At 46.0% G+C, this 23087-nt stretch carries 25 protein-coding genes; 8 read left to right on the forward strand and 17 right to left on the reverse strand.

Annotated features, from left to right (window positions below):
- Together MKY23_RS24175 and MKY23_RS24180 are read right to left on the reverse strand one after the other, a co-directional pair.
- Positions 1-717, reverse strand: a complete 717-nt coding sequence (locus MKY23_RS24175) for a response regulator transcription factor (RefSeq protein ID WP_154891757.1) — start codon at positions 715-717, stop codon at positions 1-3.
- Positions 718-937: 220 nt separating this feature from the next.
- Positions 938-1822, reverse strand: coding sequence for a DegV family protein (locus MKY23_RS24180; protein WP_312027668.1), 885 nt, complete (start codon positions 1820-1822; stop codon positions 938-940).
- A gap of 268 nt (positions 1823-2090) precedes the next feature.
- Here MKY23_RS24180 and MKY23_RS24185 point away from each other — a divergent pair, with 268 nt between their 5' ends.
- From MKY23_RS24185 to MKY23_RS24200, 4 genes are all read left to right on the forward strand, one after another.
- Entirely contained in the window at positions 2091-2867 is a 777-nt protein-coding gene (locus MKY23_RS24185) for an ABC-2 family transporter protein (RefSeq protein WP_339832764.1), read from the forward strand.
- On the forward strand, positions 2864-3664 hold the full coding sequence (locus MKY23_RS24190; RefSeq protein ID WP_251511392.1) for an ABC-2 family transporter protein: 801 nt from the start codon (positions 2864-2866) through the stop codon (positions 3662-3664). Before MKY23_RS24185 ends, MKY23_RS24190 begins: the two co-directional genes overlap by 4 nt.
- A 227-nt stretch (positions 3665-3891) precedes the next feature.
- Complete coding sequence (locus tag MKY23_RS24195) at positions 3892-4860, forward strand: ATP-binding cassette domain-containing protein (RefSeq protein ID WP_221791626.1); 969 nt, start codon at positions 3892-3894, stop codon at positions 4858-4860.
- Between the two features lie 107 nt (positions 4861-4967).
- Positions 4968-5645: a succinylglutamate desuccinylase/aspartoacylase family protein gene (locus MKY23_RS24200; protein ID WP_336121848.1), complete on the forward strand. Its 678-nt coding sequence runs from the start codon at positions 4968-4970 to the stop codon at positions 5643-5645.
- Positions 5646-5914: 269 nt separating this feature from the next.
- On the opposite strand, the gene MKY23_RS24205 is transcribed toward MKY23_RS24200, so the two are convergent.
- The 6 genes from MKY23_RS24205 to MKY23_RS24230 all read right to left on the reverse strand — a co-directional run bounded on the left by MKY23_RS24205 (position 5915) and on the right by MKY23_RS24230 (position 11401).
- Positions 5915-6451, reverse strand: a complete 537-nt coding sequence (locus tag MKY23_RS24205; protein WP_154985099.1) for a hypothetical protein — start codon at positions 6449-6451, stop codon at positions 5915-5917.
- Between the two features lie 171 nt (positions 6452-6622).
- Positions 6623-7015 (reverse strand): MerR family transcriptional regulator, encoded by a 393-nt coding sequence (locus MKY23_RS24210; protein WP_339839672.1) that lies wholly within the window; start codon positions 7013-7015, stop codon positions 6623-6625.
- 33 nt (positions 7016-7048) lie between these two features.
- The gene (locus MKY23_RS24215) at positions 7049-8545 is read right to left on the reverse strand and encodes a lipase (RefSeq protein ID WP_339832779.1); all 1497 of its coding nucleotides are present in this window, start codon (positions 8543-8545) and stop codon (positions 7049-7051) included.
- 87 nt (positions 8546-8632) lie between these two features.
- Positions 8633-9076, reverse strand: a complete 444-nt coding sequence (locus MKY23_RS24220) for a FixH family protein (RefSeq protein ID WP_154891812.1) — start codon at positions 9074-9076, stop codon at positions 8633-8635.
- 5 nt (positions 9077-9081) lie between these two features.
- Positions 9082-9531: a disulfide oxidoreductase gene (locus MKY23_RS24225; RefSeq protein WP_221791593.1), complete on the reverse strand. Its 450-nt coding sequence runs from the start codon at positions 9529-9531 to the stop codon at positions 9082-9084.
- 238 nt (positions 9532-9769) lie between these two features.
- The gene (locus MKY23_RS24230) at positions 9770-11401 is read right to left on the reverse strand and encodes a copper amine oxidase N-terminal domain-containing protein (RefSeq protein WP_339832784.1); all 1632 of its coding nucleotides are present in this window, start codon (positions 11399-11401) and stop codon (positions 9770-9772) included.
- A 496-nt stretch (positions 11402-11897) separates the two neighbouring features.
- Here MKY23_RS24230 and MKY23_RS24235 point away from each other — a divergent pair, with 496 nt between their 5' ends.
- Positions 11898-12104 (forward strand): hypothetical protein, encoded by a 207-nt coding sequence (locus MKY23_RS24235; RefSeq protein ID WP_090924310.1) that lies wholly within the window; start codon positions 11898-11900, stop codon positions 12102-12104.
- Between the two features lie 17 nt (positions 12105-12121).
- Here MKY23_RS24235 and MKY23_RS24240 read toward each other — a convergent pair whose 3' ends face one another.
- Positions 12122-13006 carry a phosphotransferase gene (locus MKY23_RS24240; protein ID WP_339832787.1) on the reverse strand — a complete coding sequence of 295 codons (885 nt, stop codon included), beginning with the start codon at positions 13004-13006 and terminating at the stop codon, positions 12122-12124.
- A 203-nt stretch (positions 13007-13209) separates the two neighbouring features.
- Here MKY23_RS24240 and MKY23_RS24245 point away from each other — a divergent pair, with 203 nt between their 5' ends.
- Both MKY23_RS24245 and MKY23_RS24250 read left to right on the forward strand, forming a co-directional pair.
- Entirely contained in the window at positions 13210-14316 is a 1107-nt protein-coding gene (locus MKY23_RS24245) for a stalk domain-containing protein (RefSeq protein WP_339832789.1), read from the forward strand.
- Positions 14317-14585: 269 nt separating this feature from the next.
- Positions 14586-14861, forward strand: coding sequence for a WXG100 family type VII secretion target (locus MKY23_RS24250; RefSeq protein WP_154891809.1), 276 nt, complete (start codon positions 14586-14588; stop codon positions 14859-14861).
- A 66-nt stretch (positions 14862-14927) separates the two neighbouring features.
- Here the strand turns inward: MKY23_RS24250 and MKY23_RS24255 are convergent, their stop codons facing one another.
- The 6 genes from MKY23_RS24255 to MKY23_RS24280 all read right to left on the reverse strand — a co-directional run bounded on the left by MKY23_RS24255 (position 14928) and on the right by MKY23_RS24280 (position 20862).
- Positions 14928-15197, reverse strand: a complete 270-nt coding sequence (locus MKY23_RS24255) for a DUF4176 domain-containing protein (RefSeq protein WP_260511189.1) — start codon at positions 15195-15197, stop codon at positions 14928-14930.
- Between the two features lie 56 nt (positions 15198-15253).
- Positions 15254-15979 carry a hypothetical protein gene (locus MKY23_RS24260; protein WP_261769636.1) on the reverse strand — a complete coding sequence of 242 codons (726 nt, stop codon included), beginning with the start codon at positions 15977-15979 and terminating at the stop codon, positions 15254-15256.
- Positions 15980-16942, reverse strand: coding sequence for a hypothetical protein (locus MKY23_RS24265; RefSeq protein WP_261769635.1), 963 nt, complete (start codon positions 16940-16942; stop codon positions 15980-15982).
- Positions 16943-16983: 41 nt separating this feature from the next.
- The gene (locus MKY23_RS24270) at positions 16984-17820 is read right to left on the reverse strand and encodes a hypothetical protein (RefSeq protein ID WP_339832794.1); all 837 of its coding nucleotides are present in this window, start codon (positions 17818-17820) and stop codon (positions 16984-16986) included.
- 241 nt (positions 17821-18061) lie between these two features.
- Positions 18062-19105, reverse strand: coding sequence for a hypothetical protein (locus MKY23_RS24275; protein WP_339832796.1), 1044 nt, complete (start codon positions 19103-19105; stop codon positions 18062-18064).
- A gap of 89 nt (positions 19106-19194) precedes the next feature.
- Positions 19195-20862, reverse strand: coding sequence for a DUF6138 family protein (locus tag MKY23_RS24280; protein ID WP_339832798.1), 1668 nt, complete (start codon positions 20860-20862; stop codon positions 19195-19197).
- Between the two features lie 482 nt (positions 20863-21344).
- On the opposite strand from MKY23_RS24280, the gene MKY23_RS24285 reads away from it, so the two are divergent.
- A complete protein-coding gene (locus tag MKY23_RS24285; RefSeq protein WP_139168944.1) occupies positions 21345-21626 on the forward strand; it encodes a hypothetical protein in 282 nt (93 codons plus the stop codon).
- Here MKY23_RS24285 and MKY23_RS24290 read toward each other — a convergent pair.
- Both MKY23_RS24290 and MKY23_RS24295 read right to left on the reverse strand, forming a co-directional pair.
- Complete coding sequence (locus tag MKY23_RS24290) at positions 21598-21786, reverse strand: aspartyl-phosphate phosphatase Spo0E family protein (protein ID WP_090924319.1); 189 nt, start codon at positions 21784-21786, stop codon at positions 21598-21600. The genes MKY23_RS24285 and MKY23_RS24290 overlap by 29 nt on opposite strands.
- A gap of 249 nt (positions 21787-22035) precedes the next feature.
- Entirely contained in the window at positions 22036-23067 is a 1032-nt protein-coding gene (locus tag MKY23_RS24295) for a hypothetical protein (protein WP_090924320.1), read from the reverse strand.
- Positions 23068-23087: the final 20 nt, after the last annotated feature.

Genomic DNA, 23087 nt, shown 5'->3' on the forward strand with positions numbered 1-23087 from the left:
TCATACCGGCTCCGCCTCCAGCTTATATCCAATGCCCCATAACGTTTTAATGTAACGTGGAGCAGAAGGATCAACTTCCAGCTTTTCTCGCAAGCGGCGCATATGTACGTTGATAATATTTTCATCGCCATAATAGTGATCATTCCAGACGGACGCGTATATCTGAGCCTTGGTGAACACTTTACCGGGATGGGTGACCAATAATTTTAAAATGCCAAACTCCTTGGACGTTAATTTGATTGGCTCTCCCTCGCGCTCTACCTCATACGTTTCCATGTCCACTACAAGTCCGCCGAGAATTATCCTGTGGTCGTGGGCTTCTTCTTCCGCAGGCTGAGCAGTGTAATTGGCACGGCGGATGGCCGCTTTGATGCGAGCTGTCAGCTCAATCAGCGAGAACGGTTTGCTCAAGTAATCGTCAGCCCCGAAGCCAAGACCCAGTGCTTTGTCTACGTCCCCATCTTTGGCAGATAGAATGAGTACGGGCACCAGACTTCTCGCGCGAATCGTTTGCAGGACTTCCATCCCGCTGCGATGCGGAAGCATCAAATCAAGAATAATCAGGTCAAAACCAGGCTTCGCCTCGTTGAACAGCCGTTCTGCCTCCAGACCGTCATAGGCATATGTAAGGTCAAAGCCCTCTTTTTCCAAATAGGGACCAACCATCTCACTAATCGAACGATCATCTTCCACAAGCAACAAGCGATGACTTGACATAAACTCCCCTCCGGCATAAAACATTTTCTATGAAGCTATTCTATAAGACCGTTTTCTTTATTACCTCACAGTTTGATGAAATTGGCAATGACAGATCAAAAAAACCTGACCAAGCAGGCACTTCGGGTTGAAGTGTGCTCCATCAGGTTTATTAATGACGTTATTTATGATTTCGTTCGTTCACTAAACGATACGATGTGGATCAACAGTTATCTTGCAGCTATGCTTGTTCACCACGAATCCAGCACAATCCGATTGTACCGGCCCCGGCATGAATGCTGACCACTGGGATAAACGGCATAATCTCGGTTTTCAAGCGTGGAAGCAGTTCAGTGATTTGTCGTTTAATCGTGTGTGCTTCCTCCTGGTTGTTTGCATGCATAATACACACATGTTTAACCTTCTCCATGTCCTTTTTCAGCATCTCGAGCATGCGCTCCTTGGTCCGCTTAAACGTGCGAATCTTCTCGTTCACGACCACTTTGCCCTCTTCGAATCGAAGCAACAAGTGTATTTTGAGCAGTTGGCTGATGATCAGTTGAGTCCCGGTCACACGACCGCTGCGATGAAGATTTTGAAGACTCGCAGGAATCAGATAAAAAGACATGTTATCAATCATCTGTTCGATGTGGTGTTTAATCTCGGAAGCGGAACACCCCTGCTTCTGCCATTCCAGACCTTGCATAATCATCTCGCGAAGAGGATAAGCGCCTGCCCTTGAATCAATTGCGGTAACCGTCACGCCTGCCATCTCCGCTGCCTGCATCGAGGTGTGGAGCGTTCCGCTAAGTGCCGTGGAGCAATGAATCGTTATAATCTCATCATACTGATCCTTAATGGATTCATACAGTTCGATAAACTCACCAATCGGCGGCTGTGAACTGCTCGCGCGTGAAGAAACTGCCAATTTCTCATAAAATGTATCGGACGAGATTTCTTCGGTTTCCCGGTAACACTCCTCGCCAAATACAATGCGCAGCGGCACGATATAGATATGATTTTGCTCCGCAAAAGCGGAATCCAGTGTACTGGTGCTGTCGGTGACCCATGCAATTTTCTTCATGACATCCTTCTCTCTTGCCGGATTGTTCGTGCTGGTAATCATCTACCCATCGTCAGGCACATGCCCGGCCGTTATTTTAAATTTGAATAAAAACAATTGTAAACGCTTGCGGTTTTACCTCTTAATTATAAAGGATTTGACCCTCGCCTGTCTTGTGGCGCATTCATGAACAATCCCTCAAGTTCCAATATTCTCTAAAAAAATGTCTTGCCTGTGAAGGGATAAATTGGTATGCTGTTGTCCTTCTCTCTTTTTCGCCTTGACTGAAGTGAACGGGTCCGCCGTTCAATCCACTTATCGGAGGTGTCATATGCTTTATTTCACGTTGGCTTCCAAAGCCTACGCCCGAAACCTGCAATACCGCGGGGCACACATGGTACATAACCTGGCAAGCGCCATGTTTGGTTACATGTATGCTTGTCTCTGGATCGGCATCGGGGCCGACCACCAGCTCGGAGAATACGGGGTGCAGGGGATGATCAGTTACATTGCATTCACGCAAGCATCACTCTGGATTTCAGGTTTCCTGACGAACGGACTCGGTATTCCGCTCAGTGTCAGGACAGGGCAGATTGCACTGGATCTCATGCGTCCGGTACATCTGTTCACTCACCTGATGGCACGGGAATGGGGGCAGATCGCCTACCAATTCGTGTACAAAAGCCTTCCCATCTACCTTCTCTACTCCATCGTTTTTTCCCTGAAATGGCCTTCAGAGGCCTGGACTCTGGGCTATGCCGCACTTGCACTTGCTGGCGCAGCATACTTATCCATCTGCATGAACTATATTATCGGTGTCACATCCATGTGGACTACGGAATCGTCCTGGCTACACTGGGCCAATCATGCCTTGATGAACCTGATGGCTGGTTTCTTCATCCCGCTGGAATGGTTGCCGAACTGGCTGGAACAACTGGCCTGGCTGTCGCCCTATCCCTTTTTACTCTATGTACCTACCCGAATTTACCTTGGTTTTGAAGACGGCTCCTTCCTATGGGGAACCTTGCTTTGGTGTGTTTTCATGACCCTGCTCTGCCTTGCCGTCACCAAAGTGTTACGTCGTAAAGTGGAGGTGCAAGGGGGATGAAACCTATCTCGTGGTTCCACTTATATAAAATACTCATTCGAACCAGCATCCGCAGCCGCATGCAGTACAAGTTTAACTTCGTGCTGGGAGCTATCCTGGCCGCTCTGATTCAAATCTCCGAATTTCTGATGGTCGCGTTAGTACTGCACAAATTCGGTGCGATCAAGGGCTGGTCGCTACATGAGATCGGTTATCTTTTTGCGATTATGACATTATCCAAAACGCTATATCGCACATTCGGAAATGAAGTGCATCATTTGGAAAAATATTTGGTGGGCGGTGAGCTGGATCAACTGCTGACACGACCTATGCCTGTCCTGCTCGCGCTGATGCCGCAGAACTTCCGCATCATGATCGGTGAAGTACTGCAAGGTGGATTCATTCTATGCTGGTCGCTTGCGGGCATGATGCACAGTGGGCAGATCGGCTGGACGGTTGTTCCGCTCTCCCTGTTTGTCATTGTGACTGGAGCTATCATTCTTTTTTCCATCGGACTCGCTACAGCCACACTTGGTTTCTGGACGACACGTATTGAAGAGTTACAAGTCATCACAGAGGATGCGGCCCGTACCGCGGCTCAATATCCGCTCACCCTCTATCCCAAATGGATGTCCGGTCTTCTGCTGACCGTCATTCCTGTAGGATTTGTAAACTACATTCCATCCCTCTACTTGCTTCGCGGCGAAGGCGGCGCTTGGGTGTTGGCAGTCATTGCTGCGGTAGCGGTGATATGTTTAGTTGCCAGCTTACGTTTCTGGGCGTTCGGCATGACCAAATATCAAAGTACGGGTAGTTAGAGAAGTTATATACGTTGAACGATATATTTACACATTAACGGAGAGGACAGAAAAAACCTGGAAAAGCGAAGCGCTCGCCTTTATCACCGGATTTTAACCTTTATTAAAAGAATTCAAAAAATCTGGGGATAACAGCGATTGGAAGGTTATTCTGTCATCGGAGTGTCTGTGTAAAATCATTTTTTCAATTTATATGAATTAACGGAGGAGGCGTAATACACATGAATATGATTACAGCACGCAACCTGCAAAAACAATTCAAAACTCCTGTCGTGCGGGAAGGCCGCTTCTCAGGCGTACGCACCTTGTTTTCACGCCAGTATGTAACCAAAGAAGCGGTACGTGATATCAGTTTTGATGTCAGGCAAGGAGAGTTTGTTGGTTATATCGGTCCCAACGGGGCTGGCAAATCCACTACGATCAAAATGCTGACAGGCATTCTTCACCCGACTGCGGGTGAGGTGATGCTTGGCGGGATGAATCCACATGAGGAAAGGCGCAAGACAGTGCGCAAGCTCGGCGTTGTGTTTGGACAGCGAAGTCAGCTCTGGTGGGACTTACCCGTGAAAGATTCCTATGACATTTTGGCAGAGATGTACGGCGTGAGTTCGGAGGTCAAAAAGAAACGGTTGTCCCAGTTTGCTGAACTGCTGGACCTCGAATCATTCTGGGCCACTCCGGTTCGCAAGCTCTCTCTTGGACAGCGCATGCGGGCCGATCTGGCGGCATCCATGCTGCATGATCCAGAGCTGCTCTTTCTCGATGAACCCACCATCGGACTGGACGTGAATGCGAAGCGAAATATTCGCCAGTTCCTGCGCACATTAAATGAAGAGTTTGGCAAAACCATTCTGCTCACTACCCACGACATGGATGATATCGAACAGCTATGCAATCGTGTCATGGTTATTAACCACGGACAACTGACCTATGACGGAACCATCGCCTCCCTTCGAGATACGATCGGTTTGCCTACATTGATCCGTGTCGCCTTCCGCGGAAGGGTTCAACTGCCAGATGCATTACCTTCCGCCATTCAGGTTACAAGTATGGACAATCAGGTGCTGACGGCACTGGTGAATCGGAAGGAATGGCGTACGATGGATATTTTGAAAGAGCTGGAGCAGTGGGGAGAGATTGACGATATTGAGATGAAGGAACCCGACTTCGAGGATGTTATACACAAAGTATATTAATTAATCTAAGGGTTGGCCTATCTTATAGTGAAACGGGTTATAGGGCTGTTCAAACGCCGTTACAGGAGAGAGGGACATGACGTACTGTAGTAACGGAGGTGAGGGTCATGCTTGTGACCAGACATGTTCTTGCTGCACCCAGTCCCTATGCTACGCCTTATTACATCGTGCGTGGAACGAATCCCGGACCCGTCATGATGATTACATCCGGAGTTCATGGCAATGAAACCGCGAGCATGGCTGCTGCACAGAAGCTTGCCGATGATTGTGCTTCGGGGCGGCGTGTGATTCATCGCGGAACCTTGATTATTGTGCCGAGAGTCCACCAGCAGGCTTATGCGAAAAAAATCAGAGGCAAACCTGACCTGAACCGCACCTTTCCTCGCCGCAAGTCAGGAAAATCGAAGCATCCACTGGCAGCCGCCGTGTTCAAGCTTGCACGCGAGCATCAGCCTGACTGGTGGCTCGATCTGCATGAGGCAAATGGTCTGTCTCAGCTCAGTCCACGCGTGCTTGGACAAACGCTGATCACCAATCCCGGTAGCTCCAGCGTGCCGATCTGCCGCAGGGTGATTGAGCGCATGAACCGCTCTATACTGGTGGGCAAGCATCATTTTAATCTGAAGCGGCATGAGTTGCCCGGCTCCGCTCGGACAGCGGCTTCAAGGTTGCTACATGCGAAGTCTGTCACCGTGGAAACGTGCTGGAGCCTGAAACGCGCTGTACGGATCAAGTACCAGACGGAAATTGTTCATCATTTTCTACGAGAAGCAGGCATGACTTGAGCGAAAAAAAAACAAAACCACCTCCATTGCAGAGAAGCCGATGAATGACATCGACGGGCGCAATGGAGGTGGTGATTTTTTTGGTATGGATTCAAGTATAGTCTATGTAGTCAGAAGGTAATGCAACAGAAAAGAAATTTGAAATATCCTCAATCTAACCATCGTTTTAATCAGACCATTCTTTAAACGCTTTGAATAACTCCATCCTTACGGCTCCTTATCAGTAAACTGAACTTGTGAAATCGATTTTGAAGCAGCGATTCTATTCTTTATTGCTCCATGCTTTTTACATCAGATACAACTTGGAAGCCTTTAGCTTTTCCGCTCAGGTATCCCTGTTCGTAAAAATCAATTCCATTGGAGGTTATTGTAATTGCCACCATTTCAACATCATTTTCTACCGAATCAACTACAATATATTTTCTATCTGATAAATAGGTTATCGCCCTATGTTTTTCTATATGTTCTGTTTGGTAGAATGCGCTTTTAGGAACAACGGCAGACTCACTTGCTGAAAACCATATGGAATAAAGTTCTGCCAGAATATCGTACCTCTCTTGTATCCTCTCTTTTATGGCTATTTCCAACTCATCAAGCATCCTGAATACCTCCTTTAATATATAGGAATAAGCAAAGCACGACTTCAACCGGGGGTATTTTTTCTGCATCACGGATTCCAGTATATCCTTGCCTACAGGCTCCAGAAACGTGAGCGGATACAGATCTTTTTTCGTAAAAAACTTATAGATCGCATCCAGATACTCGTCCACACGATCGGCTGATCCAACGCCGTATCCTCTTGCCAACCGAAATAAAGCTCTGTTTCTCCGATTCGAATAGGTACATGACGCTAACCAACCTCGAATGGAAAATTCAAACGTTGTATTCGTTATATTCGTTTCTCTCCCCCCGTTTCCTGCTCGTTACATACGACTAGTCTACTCTTAAAAAATAGAAAAAGAGCCGTGATCACGGCTCTATGGCTCTTTTTTCTCCACTCTAAAGGACTGGATATAACTATCGATTTCGTCCTCAGGTACAAGCAACAATCCGGCCAGCTGTTTTTGCATCTGCTCCAGATGTTCAATGTGCTGTTGAATATCGGTGATCCGTTCACGTACAAGTGTTTTCAACGTCTCTTTTTCCATATCGTCATTGCTTAGCAGCTCCAGCGTTTCCTTTATTGCTTTGAGCGAATAACCGAGCGTCTGTGCACCCTTAATGAAGTTGACTTTCACCAGATAATCCTCGGTATATACGCGATATCCGTTGGAGGATCGATGCGGAGCAGGCAGTATGCCGCTGTCCTCATAATAACGAAGGGTTGCCATACTTACTCCCGTCTCTTTAGCCAATTGACCTCTTGTCATGGTCTGCACAACGCTCTCCCCTTTCCAACTGACTCATTGCGCTTGTTTGTTACGTATCTGCGTATACTCATGATCATAAGATGCCTCGGGAAATTTCACTGAACTTCCTTGCAGTAGAGGTTGTGCTTCACCTTTCAGATAACGGTCAAAAAAGGCAAGTGCATAACTTCTCGTAATATCGATATTATGCTCCGCAGACATATTCTTGGCAAACAAACGCGGTGAGATTAACGCAATATCCGTGAAGCTCTGATGGAAAAATCCATCCACGGTCAGATAATAAGTATCATTCAGACTATTATTCATAACATGTTTCAGATCAGGTTCAAATTCGGGATAGAATAATTTTTCATGCTCGGTAGGATTGGGTCCCAGGCTTTTAGCTGTCTTGCCAGACATGATGTACATAAACGGCTGTTTCAGCGACGACTTGGAAACACTGCCCCAGAAACCACCTTCCAAACTTAGTCCTGCATGAAAACGTTCATCCTGTGCGAGCGCTTCGGCTGTTGTTGCCCCGCCATACGAATGTCCCATAATACCCGTGTGGCTCAGGTCAAGTCTGCCCTCCAGCACCTGATTCGGGTCACTCACATTCCACTGTTCAAGCGTGTCGAGTACAAAACGTGCATCGGCCGCACGAATGCCCACTCCCTGTACATTATATTGATACAACTCTTCTGATGTTGCAAATTCTGGCCCGGCATCATAAGAAACCTTGTGACCATCCGGGAAAGTTACTCGAGCCGACGTATACGGATGATCCATCCCTACGACGATATAACCATGGCTAACCAGCTCCTCCACGGCGGTCATACTCTGAAAACGAGCCGAACGGACACCCGGAGAGAATACTACAACAGGATACGAGCTACTTGCATTAGACATCGCTGCACCTTTTACCACATGGGTGGGTATCGTATCCAGATAACTGAATACTTGAGATGGGATGCCAAACACCAGACTGATCGCTTCCCCCAATTCAGCAGGATATGACTCCGGTTTAATGCCTTTTGCAACTTCCGGGTCTACTGGATACCACACATTAATCATCAGTTCCCGCTTGTCCCCGGATTCAGGCGAAAGAGTCTCCTCACGAGATTCATCTACGATATGTTGTGAAAATGTACCGATGGCAAATCGCCCCGTTGGCTCAGGCATTGTAAATGCCGGGAAATACCTCGTAAACATTCCTGATCCAATTCCCGAGAAAGCGGCAAGAAGAAGGATGAAGAGACCGCGCATCCAGGCACGTCCTTTTGACTTCTTCTTATGTATTTCTGGTGCTACGCTTCCAACACTGCGAGTCCATTTCATCACTTGAATCATTAACAGGATAAATAGAATGAGCGCGACAATATAAGACGGCAGTAACATCACCCGTACTGAGTCCATGATCGCATGTAGCAGAAAAGCAATCACCAAGGCACTGAGCATGCCTATCGCAAGCTTTCGCCTTTTCGCATAAAACGGTAAACCCAGCGCCCCTGCTATCGTTACTAGTACGAAAATCCATTCGAATATCTTCATGATTTTTCCTCCAAACGTTGTTGATACAACAACAATAAACCTTGAAGTATACTTCAAGGTCAAGGATTGAAATGAAAAATCATTAAATTATTCGACAGTCACCTTCGTACGCGGCATGGTATGCATTGCACCCGAAGTTACATGTGCCTGGACAACATATACCCCCGGCTCCTGAAATGTATACTTCACTTCATATATGCCATCACCTACAGAACTAGCCTTCACTGCCCCACGTGCCTCAAGCTCATCGGCATTCATCATTCCTTCTTCAATGGAAGGTGCCGCAGGTTCGTTCTGTTCGTCCCAGATTTGGAATTGTACCTGATCAGCATCATCTACAGGCTTCTCTCCCTGGGTTAGTTTGATCTGTAAAGCGACTTCTTCGTTCACCTTCGCCTGATCTGGCATCATCAGTTTCACTCGAATCATCTCCGGCATCTCGCCAGAGGCCGACTGCTCCGTATAAGAGCAGCCGGACATGATCAGCACCAGTATAAGCAGAGGTGTAAACCAGCGAGCTTGTCCCTTCATCACCGTTAGTCCTTTCTGCGTGTTTTACCGATTCCCCACAACATCACAATAATGATGATAAAAGCGATCAGAGCCAGCAATGGAATCGTGATAAAACCAAACCAGTTCAAATAATCGGTATAGCATGGAACCTTACCACACGCCACAGCGTTGCCGGTAGCCGAGAAGATCCGCTGAATTGTTACGTGATACAAAGAAATGCCGCCCCCGATAAAGCTGAGCGGAAGCACGTACTTGGCAATCCCCACATCATCCTTGAAATACGCAATTCCTAGCAAAATCGTTAACGGATACATAAAGATGCGCTGGAACCAGCATAGATCACATGGCAGAAACTGCTTGATCTCACTTAAATAAAGACTTCCCAAGGTTGCAATAACAGATACAGCCCAGGCAATAAATAATCGGGTATCTACACTCCGTGCAGGCTTCTCTGAATTGGATGTTGCACTCATACCTCTGTCCTCCTCTTCCATTGTTCGTTTTGAATGATTTTATCATTCCTTTGTATTCTCTGAGTTCACTGCATGCTTATGTAATTGATTACGCGATTAATTATACCAAATATTTGCTCTTTCAGGTGAATACAAAAAAGCTGCCACAGGGGCAGCCTTTTCGGTTTGAATGTGAGATTAATTATATCAACATAAGACCGTATGGGATCACAGTGTTGATTGTTGCATTAAGCTTGCCTTACATTGCTTTAGTCAGTGTAATAGATCCATCTTTTTGAGCCCATTTCACATTCCATTGTAACAATTCAGCAATGAAGCGCAGCGGTACTTGTGTACGTCCGTCTTTGTTAACAAACACGGTAGAACCTACGTTTTTCTTCATACCGTTGACTTCCATGACCGTGTTGTTCACCCAGAATACGAGTGTATCATCACCAGCCATAACGGTAACTTGCTGTGCTTTTTTGTCCCATTTCACCGTTGCGCCGATTCCCTCACTCAGGAAACGCAGTGGGATGTATGTTGTATTTTTCCAAAGCACAGGTGTGGTGTCCATGTTCGTTGTTTTGTCGTTAATTTTCAGCATTTTGCTGTTCAGCTTCATCCAAACCGTTGTCATATCTGGCGCTGGTGTTGGTGCTGCCTCTTGGAACTTGTCATTGAACTGAGTCACAATGGCATTACCCAGCGCTTGACCTACCCCGAACATCACTTTGAAGCCTTCGCGATTCGTGGTGTAAGAAGCATCATAGTTGCCTGCCGCATATTGATCCAGCACTTTTTGCACTTGGTTTTCATGTGTTGTCAGCGCTTGTTGTGCTGCAGATTTAGGCAGGTTGCCTGCTGTTGCGGAATCCAGGAATGTAGCAAACTCCGTTGTGAAGCCGTCGATCCGTTTTTGCACAGCTGCACGCGCAGTCGCATCATTATCTTTTACAGCTTTAACATAATCACTCTGAGCGTTAACATGGTTAGTTACCCAGATTTTTTCGAATGCATTCGCTCCTTCATTTCCATAAATAGAAGCAATTGCAGCTTTGAAGTCCGCTGTATTTCCAGCTTCTGCGGTTACGAGGGCATTCGATGCCGCTGTGCGTCCATCATATTGCTCTTGCATTTGCAGAGCGGAAAGCGCAAAGTGCTCCGAAGCCAAGTGGTTAAGTGCAGATCTCAGGTCAGCTGCTTTGGTATCCGCTTTGGTGTTGTTAAACTTCTCAGGCATCTGTGTTGTAATCGCGGTGGAAAGTGCTTTACTTACGTCAAACATCTCCTTGAAGCCTTCGCGATATGCCTTGTATGCATCGGTGTAATCTCCGGCTACGTACTCGTCGAATACTTTCTGCACGAGATCTTCATGCACTTTCAATGCTTGTTTTGCTGCGTCTTTAGGCAGTTTGCCTTCTGTCGCTGTGCTCAGGAATGTGGAGAATTCATCCACGAATCCGTTGATGTTATCCTGAGCTTGCTTGATACCAGCTTGGTTACCCATCTTGGTTGCTTTCACCAGATCATCGGTGTATTTGTTATGTGCGCGGAAGATCCGTTCGAATTCTTTGGCTCCCGCTTCACCGTAGAGAGAAGCAATCGCCGGTTGCATATCCAGTGCATTTTGATCAAGTGCTTTGTAGGCTGCATCTGCATCTTTGGCTCCATCATAAGCTTTCGCCATAGCTGTCACCGCCAGAGCAAAGTGCTCAGACAACAGATGATCCAGATTCGCTCTCAGGTCAGCCGCAGGGGTGTTCACGGATGCTTTCATCATGGTCATGGAAGTGGATGTCTGAGGCGCAGAAGCAGCTCCCGCGATTCCCGGCATTAACAGCGACAAGCTAAGTACAGGTGCAATAAATGTTTTCATTTTCATCTTCATTGGTGAGTCACTCCTTAAGTATGTTTTTGGTTCGTTTGTTTCTTTGTCGTTGTCTTCATAGGGTGTAACGCACGGTTCTCCATTCTGGATCACTCCGCAGGCAAAAAAAATTACAGCTTTCGATAAAGAAAGCCGCAAATGCTTGATACATCTATGTTTTTTTATCTATAGATACATCTATGTTTTTTTATCTATATAAGTTAAACTAAAGATTTTACACAGTCCACTCCGATGACAGAATAACCTTTCAATCGCTGTTATCCCCAGATTTTTTTGAATTCCCTTTTCCAAAGGGAAAATCCGCTGATAAAGGCGAGCGCTTCGCTTTTCCAGGTTTTTTCTGTCTTCTCCGTTAACGTGTAAAAGAAGTGTTCACCCTATAATATTTCAAACTGAATAAATTTCCTATATTTCTCAATAATAGCTTACATTGCGAGTAAACCTGAGATACAATAGAGGCAAACGCTCTCCATAGACTGGAAAAGGAGGTCAACTCATGACTTGGCTACCTTATGCATTGGTTATCGGTATTGCCTTATTTGGTGGGATTGCTACACTTATCATCGGGAATTCGAAAGCCAATCGCATCAGTAACCCCGAGTATGATCGCCGTACACGGCAAAATCTGAGTAAACTTACATATGTATACGTCGGCGCCATCGTACTGGGTATAGGCGGATTTGTCCTGTATTTGTACAACTGATCATCATCCACTGAATGCTAAAGTAACATCTCTTTGAATACGGCAACTCTCCGCACGCCTCGCTCCATGTGTTGCACCATCGGGGAGGTAACTCCCCTCTCCCTGATCCACGCCAGCCAGCCGCGCAGCAACCATAGATGAATTTGTTCATACAACTGTTCTCTTGTGAGCAGTCCCCCGGCCTCAGCGTACCCTTTCATCACATCTTCTATGATTGATAAGCACTCATTCGCTCTTACGGTTGCAGGAATCATCGAGGTAAGCGCGGCAGCCACATCAAAATGCGGATCACCTCTTCTCACCTCTCCAAAATCGATCAAAAGCGTCTTTTGCTTCATAAATAACATATTCCACACACCCAGATCACCATGAATCAAGCTATCATTTCTCACGATGTACTCCGTACATTGCTCTACATGCCCCTCAAGTGAACCGATAGTAGCTGACGAAGATCCCCTGACTTCATCACGGACTTGTGACCATAATAGAGATAACGCAAAACGATCCTGCTGATCCATGATTTCAAGCTTGTTAGCAGCATGGTGGAAGCGAGCAAGCATGTTCCCAAATTCAACAAAATGCATGGTTTCCTGATCGTACGGTACCGTTTCTTCCACGTAGTACTGCAAATTATAAATTTCATCATTCAAATGCACATAGGACAACCCATTCCGCGCAATGACCATTGCTGGAGAGATGTTTTGCAATGACAGAACGTGATGAAGTCTCTCTTCGTTTACAGCCTGCCGCTCATCTCTAAGTTTACGCAACACGTATCTACCTGCTGAAGAATCAATGCATTTTGCTTCAGAGCTCGTCCCCTGTTTCATCACTTCCACGCGCTGTATCCGACCAATATCATAAAACTCTTCAATAAACTCTTTCATAACGCGATGATCCATCTGCTCCCCTCCTTAATTATGAAACCCAAACAAGATGCTTCCCCTATAATCTTTACATCGCAACTACCCATCATGATGCAAAGATCGTTACACATGTTTACAAGTTGGAGATAATTCAGAATTATTCTGGATAAGTTCGGGGGGTAATATAAAGCCATAAGGAACAGCAAGACAACAAATAACCCAACTTAAAGGAGAGATATATGATGAAGAAAAACATGAAGAAATCCGTAGCTACAATGATGGTGCTGGGTATGACCTTAACCGGAGCAGCCGGTGTATACGCCGGAACACAATTGGAGAAAATCTCGGCTTACCTCAATCATGGAATCAGCTTTAATGTAGACGGTGCAGCATACTCGCCGACTGACGGGAACGGTAAAAAACTGGCTCCAATCACGTACAATAACTCGACTTATCTACCGGTTCGCGCACTGGCTGATGCACTGCATGTGACTGTAACCTACGATGGTGCAAACAAACAAGTCATTATTGGTGAAGCGAACAGCAATCCAACTGCACTAAGCAATGTAACCTATACCGCAGCACAAAAAGAAGCGATTCAAAAAGCATTTGCTCAATTTGATGGCTTTGAGACAGCATATGCTCCACAGCAAATGACTGCAGGTGATACATTCAAAAGCGTAGCCGTTGGCGACGGTGTAAGCTTCATTTTCAATCACATGAAGGTTGATGTTTCTCCAAGAGATTATTCGGACGGCTACACGAGCAAAGAGGTTAAACTGTCCAATGGCGTTAGTGCAAAATGGTATACACCAAGCGATATCGGCATGTTAACCTTCGAACTGGATGATCGGTATGTCACACTCAGCTCGCCAGATCATAAGCTGTCCCAAGCACAGTTGCAACAAGTCGCTGTCTCTGTACAAAAAGTAAAAGGCGGCAATGATCAAGGTATTACGGCTTTTGAAAATGTAAGTTACTCCAAACAGCAAATGGAACAGATCCGTAAAGCATTTGCTCAATTCGATGGCTTCACCACTGCTTATGCACCACAGCATATGGTTGCGGGAGACGCCTTCAAAAGTGTAGGTGCAGGCGGTGATGGTGTGAACTTTGTATTCAACCGCATGAATGTAACGGTATCTCCTAGAGACTACTCATTCAGCTACGATGGCAAAACGGTAAAACTGCCTAACGGCGTATCAGGCAAATGGTACACACCGGACAAAACCGACATGCTTACGTTCAAGCTGGATGATCGATATGTCACACTCAGCTCGCCAAATAACCAATTGACGCATACCCAACTGGAACAGATGGCCGTAGCTGTGCAAAAACTGAAATAATGCAATCCTATTCTGCATAACGCTCATAAAGCATCATCTGATCATAAACCCATAACATCATAAATAAAATAACAAAACACATACGATATCGGCTCTTCCGTTCTTCAGACTTGGGAGCCGTATAGTGTGTGTTTTGTCTTGGTTATAGGCCGTTTATGCTGCTCGCAAAACGCGGCTTTTGTCCGGCTTCATTTTGATGCGGAAAGGGTTATAATAAATAAAGTTATCCCGATTTTTGCAAAATACAAACAGAAAGGAATGAGTGTACTATGAATCAGCGCATTGATCTGTCGCCAGAGGAGCTGCAGCAGCTTGCCGTCCAATTCAACAAAGCTTCGCAGAATGGACAAGACATCGTTAACCAACTCAAAACGATGATTAATCAATCCGAAGGTCAATGGGAAGGCAATCGGCAGCGTGATTTCCTTGAGCGTATGAATAACAGTATGACCACGGTGAGCAGTTATTTACGAGGTTTAATGGAGACAGGCACGCAGCTGCAGCAGACTGCAGAACGTTTCCGTGAAACGGATCAGTCACGTTAGTACTGATCCGTTTGTATCAAGAATACCAGCAGCCGCGGCCAACATCAGAATTGGCGTAATGTATTGTCACGCCTGCTCAAGCTCTGCCGCAAAAACCTCTTCTTCTTCATCACTATACCCCTTGAAAATAACTTCATCAATGTCTCCGTGATTAAATACATAAGTGTAATCTGGATTAATGTAACCTTCCGGGTACGGGCAGCCAATATAGTCAAACTGCCGCGGAGGTTCGGTCATTAACATTTGTTTCCTTCCATAGATGACGAGTTTTTTTGTACCCTCTTTCAAACGAATTACAGACCCGTTGGGCAGCAGTGCAGGTATATTATTTTCCAAACTTTTCATCCTCCTCATATCTAGTGACCTTGTAATTAGGCCTGCTTTTCGCTGAATTATACCGATTTTTGTCTGTTCATGACTCGGCGAAGCCAGTAATATCGATGCAGATCCATAACAAAATGAAAGACAACAAAAGCCAGCAGGATGTATACACATATCAGAACAACAGCCACTGTCTGCTGTGTTACGAAGGCCAATGAAATGTTGGCCAGCAAGTATGCCCCTCCTGTAATTGCGGTCAAGGTAGCAATGGGCATACCATTACTTTTCTCCCCCTTTTTACGCTGGGACGGCTGCTTTAATTTTTGTAAACGAAACCTTACATACTGAGATAAGGCAAAGAAGTATACTGCAAAAGATCCAATCGCATACCATGGCGTAGTCAGTCCCAGTGCTTCATAGGCGAATTTCTGTATAACTACCATAAATGAAGCTGAACACACCAGTCCGAATACGCCTCGAAACAAGACATAATTGAGCTGTAGCCTGCGCGGGAATGCAATCAGGGCAATGGCCCATAGATTCATAACAGCTAACGGCGGAAGTAGCAGATAGGCATACAGAGCTTGAAACGGAACACTGAATATAGGTATCAGAAGAAATACATTGAGAAAAAACAGAACCAGTGTGCCTGCGCTGAGCCGAATACCATCCAGCGCATAGATGACCAGATAATTCTCGAACGTTTCCTTGGGATACGATGTCCCTTCATACATCACGGGACCAGCAGCCGTATTTCCCTTATGCACTGAAGGTTTTGAACGCTGTTTATTCGCCATCTACTTAAACCACCCCGCCACGGTAGACCAGGCCTTCTTCGCGCCATGCTTGACAACATCCTTCACCGAATCATCCTTTCCGTCACCGTCCAGGTCCATATCCAGCTTTATCCCTTCCGCAAGATAGGTTAGACCGACCGAAACCCCCAGGCCAACGGCACCTACTGCCAGTACAGGTGCTGCTGCTGGCAGAACGGCCGCAGTTAGAAGAGTCGCTCCTACAGTGGTGGCTCCTCCTACGACAACATTCCCGATAATGTCACCCGCGATCTTGTCGGTACCTGCATTCTGACTAATATTCTCTTTCGTATCGTTGAATACATCTATACCCACACTGGCCCAACCCAGCTTGTCCGTCAACGCTGATTTGACGGCATAACCTGGTTTGATCATGGCGGCAACTTCTTTCATCTGCGGGGTGGCCGTTCCGTTGGCAATTTTGGCCTCAATGTCACGTACATAATGGATTTTATAGTCTCTTGGCCGCCCGTTTGGAGCCTTATTTCCTTTGACTGCATCATGACTCTCACGAACCAGAACCCGAGGTGTATTTCGATCCAGCTGAGCTTTCACCATGTAACCGTTCTTCACTCGATATCCCAAACGGGCAACCGCCATAGCTGCAGTTAATGTACCGACCGTGCTGCCCAGCCCATCAAACGGAGCAAGCAGATTAATGCCCGTCACTCCAAATTGGCCACCAGAGCTATCCTCCTGCTCCATCGTCTGCCGGGTTGTTTTCACATAAGCGGCCAGCTGCTGCATGCTTTGCCCTGCACTTTGGAAACGTTGCTGATGCGCCTGATACAGCCCAATAATCGTCTGCCGGTTACCCGATTGCCATGCGGCTCCTTGGATCGCATGCTGCAACATACCATCAACCTGCTGTAGCTGTGCAGTGACTTGTTCAATCTGCTGGGCCAGAGCATTCAGATATTCTGCTTTCATAACAATCTTTGTCATGTTCAATCCCCCTAACTTTTCGGACGTAATGTTCCTCCCGTTCAGCGCACATAGGGAAGAACGGATATGGAACGTGTTGTCAGCAGAAAGAGACTCTGTACCAGCTCTTCCTCAGTTACGATGAATGCAGTAAACACATCCTCTGTCTCCCCTTCAAGAAAGAGCCAGTTTCCACTCGTACTGCCGATAAAATAAATGACTTGTGATCTCTCATCTGTACCCCGGGTATATACTTCAAATCGGCCCTGCTGCTCTAGAGCAGCAAAACTGCAGCACAAGGGCTGCACCCAGCCCTGATCCAGATGTTTATCTTCTTCCAATATGACCTGCATTTTATCGGTTGCTTCGGTTTCTTTAGCATCTTCGGTTCTTTCGCTTATCTCCGCTTGTTCATCACCATGTCCCGCTGGACTTATCTCCAATTCAAACAAGCGGCGCAATGTGTCGGCCCCGATGGACGTGCGCATACTCTCTTGTCCCAGATCAGGAACAGCTTCTGGCGGAGTATCATTCATATCCAGTCGGTTACCGAGAACTTTAAACATATCCTGTAAGGAGGGATATGAAGTGAATACGGACTGATGATGCATAGGCTTCCAGATCCATTCGACCAACAGATTACTTGATAAAAAACCATACGTTACGGATCTGCCCTGATCCGTGTTGAATAACTCCAGACGAGTCACCGCACTGCTCAGTTTGCAAGCCGTAAGCAGCGTATGTACCTGAGGTTCTAACGTAATTTCCTGATCGCTAATGTTTATTACATGATCCTGTACCAGGCCTTTGAGAATCTGCGTGTACGAAGGTGCAGCCTCTCCCCGGCCTGCAGCAGCATGCGATTCTGCCCGAAGCTGTTTTGCCTCTGGTATATTCATGATTTCAAATAGAAAGAGCGTCTCCGAACCGTTACACTGAAAGGATGTATAAAATGACACGTGTATTCCCCTTTTCAAAAATGAATACCCTTAAAAAGCACTCATTCTTTTATTGTAAAAGGAACGCGAGCGCTGCTCAATGTGCCCCCATTCCTGAAGTTAAGCAGTCAGGCCTGATTATATATACCCAATTATAAATATAAAAGGCACAGCAAATATGCTGTCCCCCTATTTTTTTGCTTTAGTCCATCTTCATATCTGTTACTCGGATCACTCTTCTGTAATACAACGCATCCATCAATTCCTCCCAATCCAGCTCATCCACATTCACGTCCCGGAAAAATACTGAAGCAGCAGGCAGGAAACTAAGTAATGGCCCGGTTCCTCCACAGATCAGAGCCCCGCCATCTCCGCCTTTTGGCATCACTTCTCCATCTGCACCCAGTGTAAGCTCGTACTTATATGGATCTCCGGCAAACTGTACACCGAAGAAGTTCGGCAACTCCAGATCATAAGGGTGATGATGTTCTCCATCTGTTTCTGTATCAGCCGACGCCTGCTCAGACTGAACCGGACTCTCCGGCTTCCCCAGATGTCTTAATCTCATCGTATAGTCAAAGCTGTCTCCCCAAGGAAATAACGTGCGACAACCTCCACCATAGATATACTCCCACTCGTCTTCCGTCAACAAACTGAATCCCGCCGCTGTTTCTTCCTTTACAATGTCCTCCAGTTCGATTCCTTCATTAAACCAGAGAATTCGAACCTCTCCTTGGTCTTGAATCAGTTTGAATTCCAGATGAAGTTCATATTCATTCAGCCCCGATTCCTTGAATTCGGCTAAGGCTTTAGGAAAATCATCATGCTCCTGAGCAAATGCTTCTTCCTCGGTTACCTCAATCCACCCCAGGGAGATGGTCTCACACTCCACAAGCATCGGGCCAATATTGACCTCTCTCACAGGTGACATCTGGCCTGCCAGAAACGATTGTACGTCCTCAATCCCGTAACTGCTTGCAGTTTCGTGCAGATCAGCAGTCGTTTCCTTATCCATTCCGTGATGCCACTTTTCCCAGCCTAATGTTACCTGATCACCTGGAACAAATACGAATCGCTGTTCATCCTGTGTAAACACTCCGGTCTGAGTCCGCTGTCCATATCGCTCAAACGTCTGCAATCCCTCATACTGCATCCCTTCAGGCAACTGAAGCGCAATACGTTGCATCCATTCCTGCTTGTCCTGTTCAGAAAGCCCCTGCCAGACGCTTCTCGTTAAAGCTTCCATCTCCATCCACCTCTCACTGCAACTTTTGGCGTCTAATACTTTAGTTAATGAGTCACCAGGCCCGTTTATTTGAATTGGTGACAGCTCGTTTATTTGCCTGCGGCATGCGACAGCCTCAGTAACAATTCTTTTCGTTTGCCCTCCGCCTTACGGGCCAGTGCAGCCAGTTTCTCTACCTTGCCAAAAATCGGGTAGAGCACTCGCTGAACTTCATATGATTCCAACTCCTGAACCTGTTCCAGCAACCACTCAAGCTTCTCGTCCTGCTCGAACTCCGGCAACAATTTGAGTTTCAATCCGTCCGTTGAACGGCGCAAACTCTGAACGAGAACCGATACTGAGTCTGCTGTCACACCATACTTATCGGCAAAGGCAGCAATAAATTTGTCCTGAATCATCTGATGTTCGTCATCGACCTGCGCCATATATTCGTAAATCAGAGGAAAATACTGCTCGCTCGTAAGTCCAAGCCCAAAGGCGGCATAACTTCCCGGCATCCCACTCTTCTCCCCTTCTGTATCTGCATAAAACTCAAATTCCTGGATGGCTGCTCGTGCGTATTGTTCCAGAAGTGAACGCAGCTCAGGATATTCTAGAGCATTCGCAAAGAATCGGTGTGTATCCGATTTGGCAAGTCCTTTGATTGGCAGATACTGTTTTACTTTGGATTTCAGTTTGATGTGATAACTCTTGGGGAATCCCTGCTCCAGCAAACGAATAATAAAGGCTATCGCCTGTTGATATGCTCCTGGTTCTTCCTGATGTATTTGAATCGCTATCCTCGCAAAAACATCATTGGCCTGGCATTCCACCTGCTCCGTCTTAACATAAGTATCTTCCGGCTTATATGTACCGCTGCCCTCAGTCAACATCCGATCTGCCTGCTCACTACCGAGCTGCTTGGCCAGTTCCAGAAACCTAAGCCCTCTTGGCTTGCTGTAGCTAGGTTCGAAACGCAAAATCATCACCGCTGCATAGAGTAGCAGATCTATAGAGTGTGAACTCTTAACCTGCCCGTCCAGCTTCTGATCTGGCTTCAACGAGTATTCATTTTCACAATATTCTGAAATCTGTACGTCGAAATACTGTGGTAAAAACTGCTTCTCCGCCCATAGCGTCAAGGCATAAATGATCGTATGACGGTGCTCGGCGAGAGCATCCTTTCGCTCCCGATTTAACGTTTGAATCTGTTCATATTGTCTAATGATCCATGTTGCATCCATCGATGGAAACAACACGGGATCGAGCAGATGTTTTGCCAAAAAAGTCGTTTCGAGCGGCTTGGTCGGGTATACACCATTCTCCAGTTTTTGATCCGTATACGTCCGAATCCGTTCGAGCAGCTTCTGTCTTTTCTCTTCATTGATGTATTCCAGCAACGTCAGCTTCAGCATCCCGTTGCTTGTAGGAAACTTTCCTCTAAACGTAAACCGGTAATCAATCAGCGGTGTATCTGCCCATTCGGCTAACTTCTCCTGAACCACCTCGACCAGCCGCGGCTGTATCTCGGTGCGTACCAGTTCTTCTGTAAACCGGATCGTCTGCGTCGATAGTGAACCTTCATCCCATCCCATATCCAGGCTATCCACGATCGTTCTTCCCGGCTTGTACAAAACAAAAATATCATCAAATATGCCCATCTGCAGTTTCGTTCTTTGGATCGTCTGCTCTAAATCCTTACGTGCCGTTTGCTCATCAAACCATTCATGAATAGCCTGAATCATCTCTTCCAAAGCTTGTTCCACTACTGCTGTCATTCTATCTCCTGCCTTTCCGAAAAACATGTTGTATGTACTCTTGTTCCAACACCACGACGGCTTCTATCTCAAACTGCCTGAGCAGTCTGTACATTGAATGATAAAAATAAGCATTAACGTTCGCATTCCACCTATATTTTACACGCTCGGTCATACTCGCAACAATAAGTCTTACGCACGGTTGTCCCTCACTTGATCCTAATTAAGAGTTTCTTCTCTGACGTGAAACTTCGGAGGAAGCACAAAAAAAACACCGAAATGAGATGTCAGCAACGTCGTTTCGGTGTATTTGTGAAATGGGTTGTTTCCTTGTCAGACTTTCGTACGATTACTTGAAGACTAAACTCCTAGAACTAAGTAAAACAGAAATCATTCAGGTTATAAAATATTCAGGTCATGTATGATATAGGTATCCCCAAATTTTAACAGACGCTATATAATGTAAATAGATATTGCATACCACACTTATGAAGGAGGATCCAATGATGAAGTTGACGGAACAAGGTGTGTTAGTGCTTGAAGAAAAGGATATTGACTATATGTACTGCTACCGGGATCGAGACGGATTTAGGTTTGATGACTCATTTTTCATTGAATTAGAGTCACAAAAAATAACATTCTCTGAAGGCGATGTCCGAACGATTCACTTTCAGTTTGACAAAGAAGAGTACCCGCTTTACGAAGAACGCGAACGACTTGTTTCGGAGGTTCAGTCAGCCGTTCGTACACTTGACCCTAGCTACGATGGTTCGTATGTGAAATGAAGCGTTTAGCATCGTTATATTCATTAATTAATTCATCCAGCACCATCGACTGACGAATGACTTCTGGATGTTGCAGACTCGTATATTGGTTTGCCATCTGGTAAAGTCTCTGCCTTGCGTTTTCGATACATTCCTGAAGGGTTTCCGGGTTCCGTACCATCGTTCTGCCCCCATTCATTCCTTGAATTCATCATCCAAATAAGACCATATATTATAATATTCGGAATGAAGCAGGATTCAGATTACCTTTATTTCAAATTTTATATATTATTTTTCTAAAAGCAGCGTTTATCCTTATTGAGTTCGAAACTCGAATGATATGCAAAAAAGACACCAGATTGGCTTATCGCCTTTCTGGTGTCTAACATGTCTAGATGTACAGCTTATTCGATGTTAAAGTGTCGCATTGTTATCTGAGCCCAATATCCGAGAAGCGATTGTTGATCGTTTCAGGAAAAGCATGTTTAATTGCATCAATGGCAGCCTGTTCCGTACCCCCTGCGTTTCGAATCAGTTCAATAACTTGCTGTACACTTTCCGGTTCCCTTGCATCCCATGCCGCGGAATCATCCAGTACTTCAACAATAGATGCATGGAGATCAGCGAGCTGTGTATATTTTACAATGACTTGATCCATATGCGGCGATAAATGTTCAAGCGCTCTGACATATGAGGCGATGTCCCCTCTTGTATAAGCATAATAGCGAAGCACCGCTGCCGCCTGATTGCTCTCATAGTTTCCGGACTGCAGCACATCCGCAACCGCGGTGTATGCGGCAGAACCGCAAGCGTAATCTTGCGCTGGCAGCATATAGTCATGCGTTTCCCATTTGTATATGGCCTGTATTAACGACTCCTTGCACACTTCCCACATATCGATGGACTGTTGAGCTTCCAACACTTGATAATACCAATAGGGCGAGTTATTCCGGCCGACTAACGTATAGGGTAAACGACGAATCTCAGACTCATCTCCTGTGCAGAAAAATAGGACTTCCTCGTCATCATCGTATCCGACAGCCACCACAAATTGATCATGCCATAACACCGCCCCGGTTCCCCGGTCGATCGAATTTTTGATATTCAGTAATGCATGCTTCTGATAGAGCGGAAACGTCGGTTCAAAGGAAAACCCGGCAGCCTGACTCGCTGTCACTCCGATGAAATCGGCAGCAACAAAATTTTCTGCCATCCAGTTATATGCCGAGATGGATTCTTTCGTCAGACGACGGTCCACCACGAAACGAAAAAGACTTGCTGTCATGCCTGCAATCATATATCGCGGAAGATGTGTCCACTTTTTGTGTAACAAAATAGGGTATAACGCATCTGCATAGGTGCCTGCTCCGTATCGCCGTGTGTCCGTGTTCGTGGTACCCGAATTGGTCTGAGGTCGCTGAATTAAATCAGCCAAATCGGTCAATAACCTCGTTTTTTTCATGCTTTGAGCCCCATTCCTGC

It is taken from the genome of Paenibacillus sp. FSL R7-0272, assembly GCF_037969905.1.
In the GTDB taxonomy this organism is placed as follows: Bacteria; Bacillota; Bacilli; order Paenibacillales; family Paenibacillaceae; genus Paenibacillus; species Paenibacillus polysaccharolyticus.